17 protein-coding genes are annotated in these 16,639 nt (G+C 64.5%); 1 reads left to right on the top strand and 16 read right to left on the bottom strand.

Annotation, left to right across the window (positions count from 1 at the left end; genetic code table 11):
• Nucleotides 1-30 precede the first annotated feature (30 nt).
• The 16 genes from FJ940_RS20750 to FJ940_RS28870 form a co-directional block, all read right to left on the bottom strand.
• Nucleotides 31-930 (bottom strand): ABC transporter permease, encoded by a 900-nt coding sequence (locus FJ940_RS20750; protein ID WP_140657754.1) that lies wholly within the window; start codon nucleotides 928-930, stop codon nucleotides 31-33.
• A 12-nt stretch (nucleotides 931-942) separates the two neighbouring features.
• Nucleotides 943-1,779: an ABC transporter ATP-binding protein gene (locus FJ940_RS20745; protein WP_140499899.1), complete on the bottom strand. Its 837-nt coding sequence runs from the start codon at nucleotides 1,777-1,779 to the stop codon at nucleotides 943-945.
• Nucleotides 1,780-1,792: 13 nt separating this feature from the next.
• A complete protein-coding gene (locus tag FJ940_RS20740) occupies nucleotides 1,793-2,119 on the bottom strand; it encodes a ferredoxin family protein (RefSeq protein ID WP_140499901.1) in 327 nt (108 codons plus the stop codon).
• Entirely contained in the window at nucleotides 2,116-3,741 is a 1,626-nt protein-coding gene (locus FJ940_RS20735; protein ID WP_140657752.1) for an FAD-binding protein, read from the bottom strand. Before FJ940_RS20735 ends, FJ940_RS20740 begins: the two co-directional genes overlap by 4 nt.
• Before the next feature lie 27 nt (nucleotides 3,742-3,768).
• Nucleotides 3,769-4,365, bottom strand: a complete 597-nt coding sequence (locus FJ940_RS20730) for a thioredoxin family protein (RefSeq protein WP_140657750.1) — start codon at nucleotides 4,363-4,365, stop codon at nucleotides 3,769-3,771.
• 246 nt (nucleotides 4,366-4,611) lie between these two features.
• The gene (locus FJ940_RS20725; RefSeq protein WP_140499906.1) at nucleotides 4,612-5,061 is read right to left on the bottom strand and encodes a DUF126 domain-containing protein; all 450 of its coding nucleotides are present in this window, start codon (nucleotides 5,059-5,061) and stop codon (nucleotides 4,612-4,614) included.
• The gene (locus FJ940_RS20720) at nucleotides 5,058-6,308 is read right to left on the bottom strand and encodes an aconitase X (protein ID WP_140657748.1); all 1,251 of its coding nucleotides are present in this window, start codon (nucleotides 6,306-6,308) and stop codon (nucleotides 5,058-5,060) included. Before FJ940_RS20720 ends, FJ940_RS20725 begins: the two co-directional genes overlap by 4 nt.
• A 58-nt stretch (nucleotides 6,309-6,366) precedes the next feature.
• Entirely contained in the window at nucleotides 6,367-7,431 is a 1,065-nt protein-coding gene (locus FJ940_RS20715; protein WP_140657746.1) for an ABC transporter ATP-binding protein, read from the bottom strand.
• The gene (locus FJ940_RS20710; protein ID WP_140657744.1) at nucleotides 7,431-8,219 is read right to left on the bottom strand and encodes an ABC transporter permease; all 789 of its coding nucleotides are present in this window, start codon (nucleotides 8,217-8,219) and stop codon (nucleotides 7,431-7,433) included. The genes FJ940_RS20715 and FJ940_RS20710 overlap by 1 nt, the downstream gene beginning before the upstream one ends.
• The gene (locus FJ940_RS20705; protein WP_140515893.1) at nucleotides 8,219-9,088 is read right to left on the bottom strand and encodes an ABC transporter permease; all 870 of its coding nucleotides are present in this window, start codon (nucleotides 9,086-9,088) and stop codon (nucleotides 8,219-8,221) included. The genes FJ940_RS20710 and FJ940_RS20705 overlap by 1 nt, the downstream gene beginning before the upstream one ends.
• Before the next feature lie 65 nt (nucleotides 9,089-9,153).
• Entirely contained in the window at nucleotides 9,154-10,215 is a 1,062-nt protein-coding gene (locus FJ940_RS20700) for an ABC transporter substrate-binding protein (protein WP_140623050.1), read from the bottom strand.
• Between the two features lie 39 nt (nucleotides 10,216-10,254).
• Nucleotides 10,255-11,238 carry a PfkB family carbohydrate kinase gene (locus FJ940_RS20695; protein WP_140657742.1) on the bottom strand — a complete coding sequence of 328 codons (984 nt, stop codon included), beginning with the start codon at nucleotides 11,236-11,238 and terminating at the stop codon, nucleotides 10,255-10,257.
• The gene (locus tag FJ940_RS20690) at nucleotides 11,235-12,287 is read right to left on the bottom strand and encodes an ADP-ribosylglycohydrolase family protein (RefSeq protein WP_140657740.1); all 1,053 of its coding nucleotides are present in this window, start codon (nucleotides 12,285-12,287) and stop codon (nucleotides 11,235-11,237) included. Before FJ940_RS20690 ends, FJ940_RS20695 begins: the two co-directional genes overlap by 4 nt.
• A gap of 3 nt (nucleotides 12,288-12,290) precedes the next feature.
• Nucleotides 12,291-13,016 (bottom strand): GntR family transcriptional regulator, encoded by a 726-nt coding sequence (locus FJ940_RS20685; RefSeq protein ID WP_140515901.1) that lies wholly within the window; start codon nucleotides 13,014-13,016, stop codon nucleotides 12,291-12,293.
• A gap of 479 nt (nucleotides 13,017-13,495) precedes the next feature.
• Nucleotides 13,496-13,660 carry a DUF3309 family protein gene (locus FJ940_RS20680; RefSeq protein ID WP_023757858.1) on the bottom strand — a complete coding sequence of 55 codons (165 nt, stop codon included), beginning with the start codon at nucleotides 13,658-13,660 and terminating at the stop codon, nucleotides 13,496-13,498.
• 95 nt (nucleotides 13,661-13,755) lie between these two features.
• Nucleotides 13,756-13,935, bottom strand: coding sequence for a hypothetical protein (locus tag FJ940_RS28870; RefSeq protein WP_246671058.1), 180 nt, complete (start codon nucleotides 13,933-13,935; stop codon nucleotides 13,756-13,758).
• Between the two features lie 148 nt (nucleotides 13,936-14,083).
• On the opposite strand from FJ940_RS28870, the gene FJ940_RS20670 reads away from it, so the two are divergent.
• Nucleotides 14,084-16,486 carry a tetratricopeptide repeat protein gene (locus tag FJ940_RS20670; RefSeq protein ID WP_140657738.1) on the top strand — a complete coding sequence of 801 codons (2,403 nt, stop codon included), beginning with the start codon at nucleotides 14,084-14,086 and terminating at the stop codon, nucleotides 16,484-16,486.
• The last annotated feature ends 153 nt before the right edge of the window (nucleotides 16,487-16,639 follow it).

Genomic DNA, 16,639 nt, shown 5'->3' with positions numbered 1-16,639 from the left:
AATCCTTGCTGATTGGAATGAGTGAACGGCTCAGATGAGCGAGGACTCGGACTGGCCTTTCCAGGCGGTCGCCCAGCGCTCGAACCAGACGAGCAAATAGTTGACGGTGAGCCCGATGACGGTCAGCGTCAGGATGCCGGCATACATGTCCGCCGTTTCCATCATCAACTGCGAGTTCTGAATAAGGAAACCGAGGCCGGATTTGGCCGCCAGCATCTCGGCGCCGATCACCGCGAACAGCGACGACTTCACCGCCAGCCTTGCGCCGGCGACAACAGAGGGGATGCTGGCCGGCAGGATAACCTTCCGGAACAGGTCGAAGTCGGACGTACCCATCGAGCGCGCCGCCTTGATCAGCAGCGGATCGACCGACTTGACGCCGCTGATCGTGTTGACCAGCAGAAAGAAGACCGAGGAGTAGAAGGTGATCGCCACCTTCGATTCCTCGCCGATGCCGAGCAAAAGGATGAACACCGGAAGCAGCGCGAATTGCGAGGTGTTGCGCAGCGTCTGCACAAGCAGGTCAGAGACCTTCTCGAACAGCGAGTAGCGCCCCATCAGCAGGCCGAGCGGAATGGCCACCACCACGCCGAGAGCGAAGCCGATCGCAGCGCGCTGCAGGCTGATGCCGATATGTTTGACCAGAACGCCCGAGGCGAGCAGGTTCCACCAAGCGACCAGCACCTCGCTCAGCGGCGGAAAGAAGATGCGGTTCAGCCAGCCGAGCCGTGGCGCGATTTCCCACACGAGAAAGAACAGGCCGAGCAGCGGCAAGCCGTAAAGGAAAGTCCCGTGGCTCGTCCCTTTGCGCCGGACCTTGGCACTGTGGGCGGTGATGGCCGGGACTCTTGCGGCGGCCGCCGTCTCGCCGGCGCCGGCAAACAGATGAAGAGCGCCGTCAGGCCCGAACTTTTCGGTAAGATAAGCCATGGCTCTACCTCCTCAATGACTGAAGGCTGGCGACAGCGTCCAGTCCTTTTGCGCCTTGTTGACCTCATCGCGCAGCGCGTCCCAGACGCGGCCGCGATATCCGTTGAATCCGGCGCTGGCGCGGATGTCCCCGTCGCGCGGCCGTGGCAGGTCGATGTCTATGATCTCCTTCACCGCGCCCGGCCGCGCCGTCATCACCACCACGCGGTCAGCGAGGAAGATTGCCTCGTCGATCGAATGGGTAACGAAGATCACTGTTGTCTTGATCTTGCCCCAGATCCGCAGCAACTCGCCCTGCAGGAGCTCGCGCGTCTGCTGGTCGAGTGCGGCGAAGGGTTCATCCATCAAAAGCACTTCCGGGTTGCTCGCCAAGGCGCGGGCGATCGCCACGCGCTGCTGCATGCCCCCGGAGAGCTGGTTGGGGAAACGGTCCTCGAAACCGGCAAGACCGAACAACGACAACAAATGGCGCGCCGTCACCGTGCGCTCGGCCTTGGCGACGCCACGCACCTCCAGCGCGTATTCGATGTTGGCCAGCGCCGTGCGCCAGGGAAACAGCGCATATTGTTGGAAGACATAGCCGGTCTTGGGATCCGGCCTGGTGATGCGCCGGCCGTCGAGCTGGACATCGCCGCCGCTCGCCTGCGTCAGCCCGCCGATGATGTCGAGCAGCACAGATTTGCCCGAGCCGCTCGGGCCGACCAAAGTGATGAACTCGCCTTTGCGGATCGAAAGATCGACGCCGTCGAGCACGGTGACGCGGTCGGTCTCCTCGCCGTCGACGGTGACGAACTGCCCCGGCTTGAGCAGAAAGGTCTTCTTGATATCGCTGACGACGATGCGGTCCATGTCCTGTCGCTTCCTATTGCGCCACGCGGATGCGGTGCGTCGGGTCGAATTCAGAGCCGCCGGCCTTGCCGCGCTTCCAGCCGAGCGCGCGGGCGTAGCCGCCGAACAGTTGACGTGCCTCGACCTGCGCTTCCGTGATGCCGGTCGGCCCCTCGGCGAACTCGGCCACGTAAAGCGCGTCGGTCGGGCAGTAGATTTCACAGAGAAAGCAGGTCTGGCAGTCGTCCTGACGGGCGATCACAGGCGCGCCGTCCTTGGTAGCGTCGAACACATTGGTCGGGCACACCTTGACGCAGATGTCGCATTCGACGCAGCGCGCGGCCGAGACGATCTCGATCATGACGCCAGCTCCGCCAGGCGCTCCGGCGCCCCGGCAATGCGGAAGTCGTCGACGCCGGTGATGACCAGCCGATGCGCGAGGGCCGGGTTCTTGCCCTGCAGATCGGTGCGCCGATGCATGCCGCGGCTTTCTGTCCGATGCAGCGCGGCCGCCACCGACCAGCGCCCCGCGGCGGCGATCGACGCCGCCTCGCGCGCGCGGACCCGGTCCACCCCTTCGCCCCGCAGATGGTCGCGCACGTCGCGCCAGACACTCTCCAGCCGCCCCCGGCTTTTCTCCAAGCTCTCGCCGTTGCGGAAGAAATTTTTGTCGAGCGGCGTCACCTCGTTGCGCACCGCCTCGATGACCTCGCCTGCAGCGATGTCGGCACGCGGCGAGGCCGCCGGGCGCAGGCCGGCCTGACCGAGTGGTTCGACGGTGTCGCGGAACGCCCTGCCGCCGCGACGCTTCGAATGGGTCGAGGCGCCCTTGCCCGCCCACCAGCCGCTGGCCAGCGCCCAGGAGGAATTGACGGCGCCGCCGCCCGATACCGCTCCGGTCATGATCTCGCGGCTGGCGGCGTCGCCTGCGACATAGAGGCCGGGCACGCCGGTGGCGCAGTCGTCGGAGACGATGTCGATGCCGCCGGTACCGCGTACCGTGCCTTCGGCGCGCAGGGTGATGCGGAACAGCTCGGTGAATGGATCGACACCGGCGCGGTCATAAGGCACGAAGCAGTTCGGCTGCCCTTGGCGCAACCAGCCTTGCAGCGCCGGCTCCGCCTGATCGAGCCGCGCATAGACCGGTCCCCCGATCAATGCGCGCGCCACCTCGTCCTCGCGGTCGCCGATGCCGTTGCGCAGCGGCTCACCGGCAGGGCCCAGGATCGGCGATCCATCCTCGCGATGGAATGAGGCCCAGCGGAACGGCAGCCCCTTGTTCAGCGAAGACCCAAAGGGCGCCAACGTGTATTTGCCGGTAAACTCCATGCCCGACAGGCTGGCACCGGCCTCCGCCGCCATCAGATAGCCGTCGCCGGTCAGTCCAGTCCCGCCGAGGATGCGCTCACGGAAAGCGCAGCCGCCGGTCGCCAGCACCACTGCGTTGGCGTCGACGCGCCAGTCCTGGCCGGCCTGCCGGCCGATACCGGCCGCGCCTACGACGGCATCGCCATCCGACAGGAGTTCCAGCGCCGGATGATGGTCGAGCACGGTAACGCCAGCCAGAAGCACACGGCGGCGCATGAAGCGCATGTAGTCGGGCCCGCGCAGATTGGCGATGTAGAGCCGGCCGTCATCCTCGCTCGGGAACGGATAGCCCCACTCGGAAAGCCTGAGCAGGTTGCGATAGGCCGTGTCGACGCAGCGCAGCATCCAGCGCTGGTCCGCAAGCTCGCCGGTGCGCTGCCAGCGTCGCTCGACCACCGCATGCCTGTTGTCGCCCGGCGGTACGCACCAGGTACCCGTATTGGACGGCGCGGTGGCGCCGCTGGTGCCGAGATAGCCCTTGTCGGCCAGCACCACCTGCGCGCCGCTTTCGGCAGCGGCGACCGCCGCCCAGGCTGCGGACGGGCCTCCGCCCAGCACGAGCACGTCGGTCTGGAGTTGCAGCCTGTCGGACGCGGATCTTTGAGGCATGGACATGGATGCTCTGCGAAGGAGTGCGAGGCGCTAAGCAGCGCGCGCAGCGCCCGAGAACCACGCCGGCTCATTGCCGGCGCTCCATTTGATGTTGCAGCCGATCGACGGCACCTGGTCGGCGGCGGGCCTGCCGCCCTCCAGCACCGCGTCGACCGCCGCGCGCAGGTCGTTACCCGTCACCGCCTTGCCATTGCCCGGCCGCGCATCGTCGAACTGGCCATGATAGGCAAGCCGCCGGCCGGCGCCGAACAGGAAGAAGTCGGGTGTACAGGCCGCGCCATAGGCTTTCGCCGTCTGCTGCGAGGCATCCTTGAGATAGGGGAAGGAATAGCCGAATTTCTCCACTTCCTCGCCGATGCGGGCCAGCGTCTCTTCGGGATGCGCCTCATGGTCGCTGGCATTGATGGCCACCACTTGCAGCCCCTTGCCCGCATATTCCCTGGCGAAAGCGGCAAGCTGCTCGCGGATCAGCACGACGAAAGGGCAGCGGTTGGAGATAAAGGCGACGAGCAAGGCGGGCTTTGCATCGAAATCGCCGAGCCGGTGCAGCACGCCTTGTGCGTCGGGCAGCAGGAAATCGGCCGCTTTGGTGCCAAGCTCGATCGAGTTGGATTCTGTCTTCGGCATCAATGCGCTCCCTTCTTGCTGCCGCTCAGACGGACCATGCCGTGCAGCGCCGGACGAAGTTAGTCTATGAATTTAGTAGAATTATAGGCTAGACAACCCGCCTCCGGTCAACCGCGCCGCTTGGAATATCGTGCCAATGTTTCGGGCCGGGCGAAAAGTTTGTTCGAACGGAAGGCCGTTTTGAAAGAAATGAGATTTGGCGGGGAGCGAAGCCGCAACTGCCTTCGTCGTCCGCGTCGAGCTTGGTCAGGAAACGGTTTCCTTGCGGACAATTGCCCTGTCATCCCCGCCGACATCGATCGCGATCCGCTCGCCGGAAACAATGCCGTTAATGTCGCAGACCACCAGCGGCATGCTGATCCCGTAGAGAAATTCCGCGACGATGGCGCCCACTGCCAGGATCGGGTCAGGCCGTTCCAGGAGGATGCCGGCCGGAGCCGTGCCCCTGCGGATTGCCTCGGCCAGCACCGAGGATGAGGACGAGGAGCCGCGCCCGCTCGGCATGATCAGGATTTTCCCGGCGACGTTCTGGCCGAGGCCAGGATGCGAGTGATCCGTTATGTCGCCTGTCGTGGCATCAACGCCGCCCCAGAAGCTCAGCGGTTGCGAGAATACCAACGCCCGGCCCTCGGCACTCCCGGCCAGTTGGAAGGTGCCGGATCGCTGGACGACGCCCGGTTCCACCGGCGCGGTCATGACGCGCCCCGCATGACATGCCCCACCGCGGCGGAGCGGATGCAATCCGCCATATCCGCGAACGCAACCGTCACGCCGATATTGCCCGGAGCGTAATGCGCCCATTTGCCGGAATTGGTCATCACCACGCCGTCGAGCCGTTCCAGAATCGCAGTGACATAGGTGCAGGTGTCGGCGACGGGGATCAGGCCGAACGCCTGTGTGCCATCAAGCGCGCCCTCCTCCTGCAATCGCGTCAGCGTCGCGCGACCGGTGTTGACATAGATCGGGATGCCCCTGCCCGGCGCGATGGCACGCAGCAAGGGCAGCAGGCGCATCCATTCCGCATGCGAGAAATGCGGAGTGCCCAGCGACACGGCCGCCAGCGGCGCCCCGTCGGGTACGCGCGACAGCTTGGCCAGTGCATGATCGATATCGGCGCGCGTGATGCGGATCGTCTCTTCCGGCGCTTCACCATGGAACGCCTCGTCAAGCGTTACCGCTTCCGGGGTGATGCCGACCGCATGGAACAGCGCCACGGCGCCGGTAGTCGCTGCTGCCGCGCCCAGCGCCTTCAGCTGGTCCTCGTCGCGCGGCTGCGGCAGGCCTGTAATAACCGGAACGCGATCGCCGCTGGCTTGCCCGATGATCAGCCCGACGCCGACGAACAGGGCGTCGCTCGGCTCTGGCTCAGCAAAGTCCAGCTCGAACAGGATGCGGCCGCGCCGGTTTTCGTCGAGATGCAGGCCCCAGGCCGGCGCGCGGCCCGTCATGGCGCAGCACAGGTCGATGAAATCGCCATAGCGGTTGGTGCGCGCGCCGATCACCGAATTTGCAAACACGATGGCGTTGGATTCGCCCCAGGCGATCTGCTGCCCGAAACCTGGCCGGAACCGCGTCTGGTAGGGCGCGCAGGTGAAGGTCGCCTGGCAGCCGAGCTCGATATGCGCCTTCATCAGCCGCCGGGCCGGCGCTTCCTCCGCCGCCGGCATCTTCACCATGCCGGGATGGATGAGATCGAATGAGCCGACATTGAGCGTCGTCGGCACCTGCACGCGGCCGCCGCCCTCGACCAGCCGTTCGACGAAATCGAGCCCTGCCGTGCCATGGTAGAGGCAGCCATCGATATGGGCGCCGGCAATGTCGAGGAGGCTGTCCGCTCCGACGGCTTTGGAAAAGGCGACGAGGATCTTCATGGCCGCGGCCGCCGACGGCCCTTGCTCGCCGTCGAGCATGGATTGGTCCTCGGCAGTCAATTCCAACGTCATTGCCGCTCTGGCCCCTACTCGATCTTATGGCGCGAAGGAACGCCAGCAGTTCAGTGAACTACCCCGCAGGGATCAACACCGTGCTCTGCGGCGACCAGCGTAGTACGACATGCTGACCTTCCGCCAGCCTGTCAGCGCCGGTGTTCTGGACGATGACCTTCAGCGTCTGGCCGGCACGCTCGACAAAGTAGGTGCTGTTGTTGCCGGCGAAGATGCGTTTGCAAACCTGGCCCTTCAGTATGTTGGCATCGCCGTCCGAAGTGCCGGCATCCAGGGCAATCCGAATACGCTCCGGACGCACGGCGCAGCTTGCCTTTGCGCCGGCGGCAAGCCTGGCGCCGGCCCCGGCGGCGATCGTCGTGCCGTCCGCCAAGCGGATGCCGTTGCCGGTGGTATCGCCGCGAAAGATGTTGGCATCCCCGAGGAAGATGGCGGCGAATTCGCTTTTCGGCCTGTCGTAGATCTCCTCCGGCGGCCCTTCCTGCACCAGCCGGCCATCGCGCAAGATACCGATGCGGTCGCTCATCGTCAGCGCCTCTTCCTGGTCGTGGGTGACGAAAATGGTTGTGATGCCGATCTCGCGCTGGATGCGCTTGAGCTCGATCTGCATGTCGACACGCAGCGCCTTGTCGAGCGCGCCGAGCGGCTCGTCCAGCAAAAGCACGCGTGGCTTGGTGACGATGGCGCGCGCCAGCGCGACCCGCTGGCGCTGGCCGCCGGAGAGCTGATGCGGCTTGCGACCGCCGAGCGAGCCGAGCTGAACGAGGTCGAGCGCGCGTTGCACCTCGGTGGCAATCACCGCCTTGGCCTCGCCGCGCACCGACAGGCCGAAGGCGACATTGTCGGCGACGCTCATATTGGGGAACAGCGCGTAGTTCTGGAACACCATGCCGATGCGCCGCTTCTCGACCGGCACCCTCTCGACGCTTTCGCCGCCGATGGCGATGCGGCCGCTGTCGGGAAAATCGAAGCCGGCGATTTGCCTGAGCAGCGTGGTCTTGCCGCTGCCCGATGGCCCAAGCAGCGCGTAGAAGCCGCCATCGACGAAATCGATCGAGACGTCGTCCAGCGCCTTGTGCGCGCCGAAGCTGCGCGAGACGTTTGATACTTGGACGCCCGCCATTATTTCTCTCCGCCGAATTTGAAGAAGCGCGCCGTAAGCAGCATCAGCGCCATCGACACCGCGATGATGATGGTGGAGACCGCGTTGATCTCGGGCGTGAAACCCTTGCGGATCGCGGCGTAGATCTCGACCGGCAGCGTCGTCTGCCCCGGTGTCGCCAGGAAGTAGGACACCACAAACTGGTCGAACGACACGGCGAACGCAAACAAGCCGCCCGCGATCACACCCGGCATGATCCACGGCAGCGTAACCCGGTTCGTCACCTGCCACTGGTTGGCCCCGAGTGACCGTGCCGCCTCTTCCAGCTCCGGCGCGAAGGTTTGCAGCCGGGCCGAGACGACGACGATGACATAGGGCAGCGCCAGCGCGACATGGCCGAGCAGGATGGCGAACAGGCCGCGTCCAATGCCGATGCCGAAGAAGAAGATCAGCATCGCCGTGCCGGTGATCAGCCAGGGAATGGCGATCGGTGGGAACAACAGCGCCTGCAGGAATTTCTTGCCGCGGAATTCATTGCGGTAGAGCGCCAGGGACGCCGCCGAGCCGAGCACGGTCGAGATGACCGTGGTGATGACGGCGATCTCGATGCTGTTCCAGGTGGCGGCGATGAGCTGGTCGTTCTGCCACAGCGAGGCGTACCATTCCGTCGTCCACTCGAATGGCAGCTGGTAGAATGGCGAGACGTTGAACGACATCAGCGCCATGATAATGATGGGCAAATACAGGAAGGCGAGCAGCACCGCGATATAGAGGCGGCCGAGCCACTCCAGGATACGCGTCGTCGCCATCACGCCACCCTCCGCAGCACCGGTGCGGCCAGCGCCAGAATGATCAGCACGACGGCCAGCAGAATGAAGGAGAGTGCGGCCCCCAGCGGCCAGTTGAACACGGCGACGAACTGGTCCTCGATCACCGTGCCGTAAAAGGTGCCGCTGCGGCCGCCGAGGATCCGCGGCTCCATGAAGGAGCCGACGACGGGCACGAATATGAGGGCCGCGCCCGCCACCAGGCCCGGCATCGATAGCGGGACAATGACCCGCTTCAGCACCTGCAGCCGCGAGGCGCCGAGCGAGCGTCCGGCCTCGAGCAATGAATCGTCGATCGCCTGCAAAGTGAGATAGCAGGTCAGCACCATGTAGGGCACATAGGAGTGCACCAGTCCGATGATGATCGCCGGATAGGAATACATGAGGTCGATGTTGATCTTGAACGGCAGCACAGCGTTGAGCGCGGTGTCGAGAATGCCGCCTTCGCGCAAAACCATCGCCCAGGAGAAGATGCGCACCAGCCCGTTCGACCAGAACGGCAGGATGACGAGCAGGAAGATCGCCTCGCGGCTGCGCCCCTTCAGCACCTTGGCCAGTACATAAGCCGCGGGATAGCCGATGACGATGCACCACAAGGTCACCTCGAGGCCGAGGCGCAGCGAGGCAAGCAGCAGTGTCAGGTACAGGCTTTGCGAGAAGAAGGCGGCGTAGTTGCCAAGCGTGAACGCCCACGGCTTTCCCGTCAGCGGCAGGTCGGTCATGAACGAGAAGAACACCATGGCCGACAACGGCAGGAAGATCGCCACCGTCAGCCAGAGATAGGCGGGCGCCAGCAGCGGCAGTGCCGACCTCAGCCCGCCGCGCACTGCGACCGCACCCTCTGCTGCCATGCTATCCTCCTCCCCGGATTGGAAGGACCAACCGGCGCGAACGCCGGCTGGCCCTGGCGCGGGTTTTACTTCACGTCGACCTTGAGCTGCTGCCAGAGCGCCAGATAGGCCTTGCGCTGCGCATCGGTGATCGGAGCCTGGAACTGGATGCGCTTGGCGACTGTGGGATCACCCATCACCTTGCGGTTGAACGAATCCTCGGGCAACGCTTCCACCGCCTTGGTGTTGGCCGACACCGGTGCACCGACCTTGGTGACCCATTCGACATAGAATTTCGGATCGATCATGTAATTGATGAAGGCTTCGGCGCCCGCGACATTCTTGGAGCCAACCGGGATGGAGAAGGCGTCCAGCCAGGCGACGGCGCCTTCCTGCGGGATCACGAGCGAGACCGGCAGCTTGAAATGCGTCTTGGCGCGGTCGGCCGAACCGCTCCAATAGGTGCCGATGTCGATCTGGTTGGAAGCCACCATCTGGTTCCAGTCGTTCTCCGAGCTCCAGAAGGTCTTGATCTGCGGCATCAGCGAGGTGAGCTTCGTCTTGACCGCGTCCATATCCTTGATGTCGTTGATGTTCTGGCCCGTCGCGATGGCGCCGAACTGCACCGCCTCGACGGCGTCGTCGCGGATGACGACGCGGCCCTTGTGGGCGGGGTTCCACATTTCGGCGATCGACGTCGGCGGCTTGTCGAAGGACTTTTCGTTGATGGCAAGGGCGGTCAGGCCCCACACCCACGGCACGCCATAGACCTTGCCGTCATGGTCGAGCATCGGCGAGCTCGCCTTGTCCTTGCTGATGTCGGCATAGTTGGGCAGCTTGGAGGTGTCGATCGGCTGGATCAGCTTTTCAGCCATTGCCTGGTCGTTGAAGGCGGCGTTGATCATGACGACGTCATAGAGACCAGGATTGGTGCGGATCTTGGTCAGCATTTCCTGTTCGGAATTGAAGAAGTCGTTGACCACCTTATGGCCGGTCGCCTTCTCGAAGGCGGCGATCGCCCATGGCTCGTCGGCGCCGTAGCCCTTCCAGTTGAGCACATGCACTTCATCGGCCTTGGCGGCAAAGGTAAGTGCGGAGGTGAAGACGGCCGTCGCCGTCAAAAGAGCAGTCAGGTCAGGCATGCGCATGTTCGTTCCTCTCTTTGTTTGCCCGCTTCCCGGGCTTTGTCAGGCTGTCTGATGGGCCTTCCGGTCCTGGCCTCGCGCGCCGGTCGAGGGACCGTCGGCACGACTCAGGAAAGTCTGGATTTCCGCGTCGGCGGGCGCGGATGAACCGCCATGGCGGGTGACCGAAATGGCCGCCGCCGCATTGGCGTAGCGCGCCGCCTCGAAAGGCGGCATGCCACGCGCGAGCGCACTTACGAAGGCGCCAATATGAGTGTCGCCGGCGCCGTTGGTGTCGACCGCCACCACCTTGAAACCGGGAATGGTTCGGGCGGAGCCGCCCGCCAGTCGGATATGGCAGCCCTTGGCGCCGCAGCGGATGACGACGCCGTCGGCGTTGGGACAATGATCGGCAAGCAATCGCGCCGCAAGGGCGTCGGCATCGCCCGGGCCGGCAATGTCGGTGGCTTCCGTCGCGTTGCAGCTCAGCCATGTCGTGCGGGCGAGCACCCGCGACAGGGTGGCGCGCGAAATGTCCGAAACGACCGGCGTCGGGTCGAGGACAAGTGGAATGTCCGCCGGCAGCGTCTCGATCCAGTCGGTGAGCGCCTCGCGGCTGCCGGGATAGCTCAGCGTGTAGCCTGACGTGAACACCCAATCCTCGGGTGCCACCAGAACCGGCGCCATCAGATCGAGGCTGAGCACGCTCTCCGCCCCCGGCCACGACACGAAAGTGCGTTCGGCATCGCTGGAGATCATGGCGACGCAATTGCCGCTGTCCATCAGTGGCGATGGCTGGATCAGCGTCTCGATGCCTTCGGCACTGAAGGCGGCGCGCAGGAAGTCGCCATTGGGTCCGCTGCCGAGCTGGCCTGCGAATACCACCTTCATGCCGGTGCGGATTGCCGCGACCATCATGTTGAAACCGCCGCCGGCGACCTGGGCGTAGCTCGAAGCCGTCTTCTCCGTGCCCGGCGCCGGCAAGGCATCGATACGGTAGACATAGTCGACCACCGCGCTGCCGATATGGACGAGACGCGCGCTCATGCCGCCGCGTCCTTGGCGGGGCCGGCCTGCTCCAGGCGACTGTTCGAAGTCCGCGCCGCGACGAGATCGGCGGCGAGCGCACGAACGCCCGCCATGTCAAAGCCTTTGAGGCGGGCGATGCGGTCCTGCGGCAATCGTGAAAGGCCGGTGCAGGCGCCGGCCATGCCTGCGGCGATGGCGCCGATCGTGTCGGTGTCGCCGCCGAGATTGGCGCTGATGACCGCCGCTTGCCAAGCATCGCCGCCGGCGACCTCCAGCACAGCAAAAGCGGCCGGAACGGACTCCTGGCTGGCAACGCCGGTGCCGACCAGATCGGTGATCAGCCGGACCGCATCTTGCGGCGCCTTGCCGCGGATCAGATCCTGCGCCCAGGCGACGCGCGCGGCGATGTCGCCGCCGGTCACCCAGTGGCCGTGTGTCGCCCCCCGCCTCGCCGCCGCGACGGCGCTGTCGGACGCGGCGCGCCAGTCGCCGCCGGCGATGCCGCGGCTGACGGCGGCCGCGACCGCCGCGGCGGAGGCAATGGCGATCGAGGTGTTGTGTGTCGCCCGGCAGGTTTCGGCCACCTTGTCGACGAGCGCATCCAGCGGCTCCGGCTGCATCATGATGCCGAGCGGCGCGATGCGCATGGCCGCGCCGTTGGTGTCGCCGCCGCGCCCAGCCTCCTCGGCTGGCACGCCCTTGTTGATGGCGTCGATGGCGCGCTTGGTCGACGGTCCCAAAAGGTCGTAGCTGCCGCGCGCCTTGACCTCGCGCTCCCAGTCGAGCAGCGCGTTGACCCAGCGCGCATGGTCGAAGCGGTCGCCTGAGGCAACCAGGATGCGGCCGAGCAGCAGCGCCTGCTCGGTATCGTCGGTGATAGTCCCGGCCGGCAGCCCTTTCGACACCGGATGATCGGCAAAGGGCGAGACGAAATCCTCGACATGGCCGTAGAGTTCGGCGATGCGCTGAGGCGACAGAAGCTGCGTCGGCATGCCGAGCGCGTCGCCCAGCGCCCCGCCGACGAGCGCACCCATGGCGCGGTCTATCTCAAGCTCGTTCTCCGGCATCGCTCAGAACCTCATATGCAGCGCGAAATGGGCGGGATTGAGCAGGCTGGTGACATATTCGACCGGCCGCTCATCGGCCGCACGCGTCAGGCGACGGCCGCGCAGGAAGGGTGTGCCTTGCGGGCACCCGAGGATAGCGGCGTCATGGGCGTTCAACATCTCGATGTCGACCCACTCCTCGCCATGGTCGGGTACAAGCCCCGCTTCGCGTAGCGTCTGGTGCAGCGAGCCTTCGCGCAAGCCCCGCAGAGGCACGTCCTCCAGCTCTGGCGACAGCGGCAGGCGGCTGCGTTCGATGGAGATGGCATGGCCGTCGCTGGCATTGGTGCGGACCCGGTCGACGGCGATGAAGAGCGGACTTTCGATGCCTAACAGCACGGCAAGGTCGTGGTCTTCGATCACCTCCAGCCGCAGCGTCCGCGTTTCGGCGTTGGCGCCGGCATTGGCCAGCGCGCGCGACCAGCCGATCGCATCATCGACCGGCTTGCCGTCAAAGGTGACGAAGGAGCCGATACCGACCTTTGTGGTGATCAATCCGCGGCTGGAAAGTTCCTCCAAGCCTTTGCGCACCGTGTTGCGGCTGACGGAGAAACGCTGCACGAGTTCGTTTTCGCTTTGCAGACGGTCGCCGAAACCCAGCACGCCGGAGCGGATCTCGTATTCCAGAACGGTGGCGATCTGCTCGGGCTTGCCCGTGCCGGGAGACAGTTTGATCGCGCTCCGCTTCATATTCGTACCTGTATAGTGAACCTGTCTAGTCCTGTTTAATCTCTCCTCGTATAGCGGACTTGTCAATGGGACGGGTCATGTGCCCCGATGCACTGCTTTCGACGATCCGCCGGCCGCAGGCGGCAACGAAGAAGGAATTTCCCCAGTGCTGGACGCGTCGCACCGTGTCGCGATCCTGCTGCGGTGACCCTCCCGGCAGAAGAACGAAAGCCCGCTCCGGGAACCGGGGCGGGCCTTGGAGGAGGACAAGGGGTGGGACCTCTCCTCTTGCTTTCCACGGGGGGTGTGGACCGAAATCACCTTACGGGAGTTTCGCCAGAGGCCCGATCACAAGCCTGTTTGCCCGCATCACGATCCGGTGCGCACCGGCATCGACATTGGTCACGGGATCGCGATCAGCGACCAATGCATGTCGCCCAAACAATGCATGTCGCCCAAAAGCGGCTCTCGCCTTGTGAGAACGACGTGCACGACGCGCTTTAGATGCGTCCGAGCACGACCAGAATAATGACGATCAGCAACACAAGCCCCAGCCCGCCGCCACCATAATAACCGGTTCCGTAGAACGGACCGCCGCCGAGGCCACTGAAGCCGCCGAGCAGGGCGAGGATAAGGATGATGATAAGGATGGTTCCAAGACTCATGGCTTCCACTCCCGCAGGCACTTGCGCGCCGGTTCGGCACTTCTGGGTTGAGAATGTTGCTCACAGACAACGCTTTGAACGCGTTCGCGTTCCACCTAATGCATGACGTCGAGAAGGCGACGGCGCAATTCGTGCAGCAGTCCTGCCGCAATGGCGGGGCTTTCCGACCGGCCGACGCGCAGGATACGATAAAGCTGAAGGAACGTGACTACGGCGTAAACGGCGAGATTGTAGAAGGATAAAGCCGACAGCAAAAACACGCGGTTGAGCGTCAAGATCGGATCCGCTTCGACTTATCTCGATCTTGCATCGTCAGATCTGTGAGAGCGGATTTGCAATTCATGCTTGCATTTCTGGAACAAATAAGGAACAGTAGGGAACCTAGCTGCCAAGGCGGATTAAAGTTTTGGGGGGACCAGCGATATGATGAGGTGGAAGGATGCGGGGCTCCTCGCCGCCGCGATCGCGCTGACAAGCCTTGCGCCCGACCGGTGGCCCTCAGCCGGGCTTGGCGCCGCGCTCGCCCGGAACACGCCTGCGCTCGCAGCCGAGAAGGATTATGCAACCTGCTTCGGCGAGGACATCGAGTCGGACAAGCGCATTGTTGCCTGCTCCGCGATTGCGGAGGACGCCGCAGAGCCAGCGCGCAGCCGCGCCACAGCCTATTTCCAAAGGGGCGTCGCTCTCGGCGACCAGAAGCAATACGACCGATCGATCGCCGACTACAGCGAGGCGATCGCGCTCGATCCGAACGACGCTTCCGCGTATCTCAACCGCGGCGCCGACTGGTTCAGCAATGGAGACGACGACCGTGCGATCGCGGACTTCAACATCGCCATCAGCCTGGAGCCGTCCTCCAGCGCTGCCTACAGCAACCGTGGCCTCGCCTTCCTGCACAAGGGCAAGACCGACGCGGCCATCATCGATTTCCAACAGGCAATCGAGGCGGACCCTCAGAATGGCAAGGCGCATGCGGGCCTGGGCATCGCCTGGGACAGGATGGGCGACCCGAAACAGGCCCTGGCCGAGTATGACGAGGCGGTCCGTATCGATCCCAACAACATATTGGCCAATGTCAAACGCGGTATCGCCCGCGCCGCCGAGAGTGAGTTCGATCCCACTGTCACCGATGATGATGCTGAACAGGCGCCCGGCGAGAACTTATCCGCCGCCAAGGATACGACCAGCAATCGCGCAGCCGCAAAGACCTTGATCGAGCGTGCGGGGATGCGGCTGTCGAAGTATGGCCTCGAGGGCGCGCTTCTCGATTTCGACAAGGCGATCAGCCTCGATCCCGACAATGCGGACGCCTATCTCGGGCGCAGCCGCGCAAGGACACTCAAGGGAGACAGCGCCGGAGCGGCGGCGGATTGCCTGCGCGCCATCGAGCTTGATCCGATGCGGGCAGGAAGCTGCGGCGCTCAGCTTGCCGCCGACCAAAGCAAGCCGGCACCGTTGCCGGACACCCAACAGCAAAAGCAGCGAGCCGTCGTTCCGGATATCACTGCCACCCAAGACACGCTGGCCGCAAGGGTTCTGGAGGCGACCGATCCGCGCGCCCTCGAAGCGATCCTTGGCGGCGATGCCTTCCTGGACATGGGCAAGTACGATCAGGCGATCGGCGCCTACAACAAAGCGATTGCGCTCGATCCGAACAACCGGTTCGCCTATTACGGCCGCGGCAAGGCCCAGGCCGCCAAACGCGTTTACGAGCAAGCGATCGCCGATTACGACACGGTCATCCAGCTCGCCCCCAATTTTGCTGCGGCTCATTCTCGCCGGGGCCTCGCCAAGATCACGTCAGGCGATGCCGAAAGCGCTCTTGCCGATTGCAGCCGGGCTTCAACACTCGATCCAAAGGCGCGCGACGCCTACTTCTGCATCGGCATGGCCTGGCACGCCAAGGGCGACGCGGGGCGCGCGATTGCCGCCTATTCGATAGCCATCGAGATCGATCCGAAAGACGACGCCAGCTATTATGGGCGCGGCATGGCGCGTGCTGACATGAAGGACTATGACGAGGCAATCGCCGACTTCGGCCAGGCGATCAAGCTCGATCCCGACAATCGCGATTACGCGGTCGCCCGCAAGGCGGCTGTGGCTGCGAAGGGACAGGGCGATATGGCGGCCGCCACGCTCGGCGCCGTCAGCTCGGCGGCGGCCACCGCCAGTTCAGCCGCCGGTTCGGCCGCACCGAGCGATACTGATTCGGCCGCCAAGGCGCTTTTCGCCAAGGGTCGGAGGCTGCATGAGAAAAATGACTATGACGGCGCCATAGCCCTGTATGGCAAGGCGATCGCACTGGTCCCGGCATTTCATGACGCCTATCTGGCCCGGGCCATGGCTTGGGAGGCCAAGAACGATTATGCTCATGCTGTTGCCGATTACACGCAGGCGATCGCGATCAATCCGAATATAGCCGAGACCTACTACAGTCGCGGCCAGAACCTCAGTTTCCAGGAAAACTACGACGGGGCGTTTGCCGACTTCGAAAAGGCCATCAATCTCAACCCCGCGGACGCAAGGGTCTATGCCGATCGAGGCCTCCTATGGATGGGAGGGCACGAGGACGTCGCCGCGCTGCACGATTTCGAAAAGGCCATCAGCCTCGATCACAAGAACCCCTTTGGCTATTTCGGTCGAGGCGTGATCCGAACCAGCAGAGCGGACTATGAAGGGGCCATCGCGGATTTCAGCCAGGCGATAAGGCTTAAGCCGGATTTCGCAACCGCCTACGAGGCGCGGAGCCGGGCGTGGGAAGCCAAGGGCAACCGCAAGCGTGCTCAGGCCGATCGCAAGAAGGCACTGAGCCTTGGGGTAGATTAGACGGGCTTTTCGGGAGGGCGCGGATTTTGCGTTGGAGTGGTTTGGGCGTAATGGCAGTCGCCGCTCTGTGCTTTATTGCGGTAAAGGTTTTGCCTTGGGCGCAGCTCTGACGAGGCTGACGAAAGGCAATCAGCTTGAGCAGCGCTGGCGCCC

Source organism: Mesorhizobium sp. B2-3-7 (genome assembly GCF_006442695.1).
In the GTDB taxonomy this organism is placed as follows: domain Bacteria; phylum Pseudomonadota; class Alphaproteobacteria; order Rhizobiales; family Rhizobiaceae; genus Mesorhizobium.
This window is presented reverse-complemented; position numbering and strand designations above follow the sequence as displayed.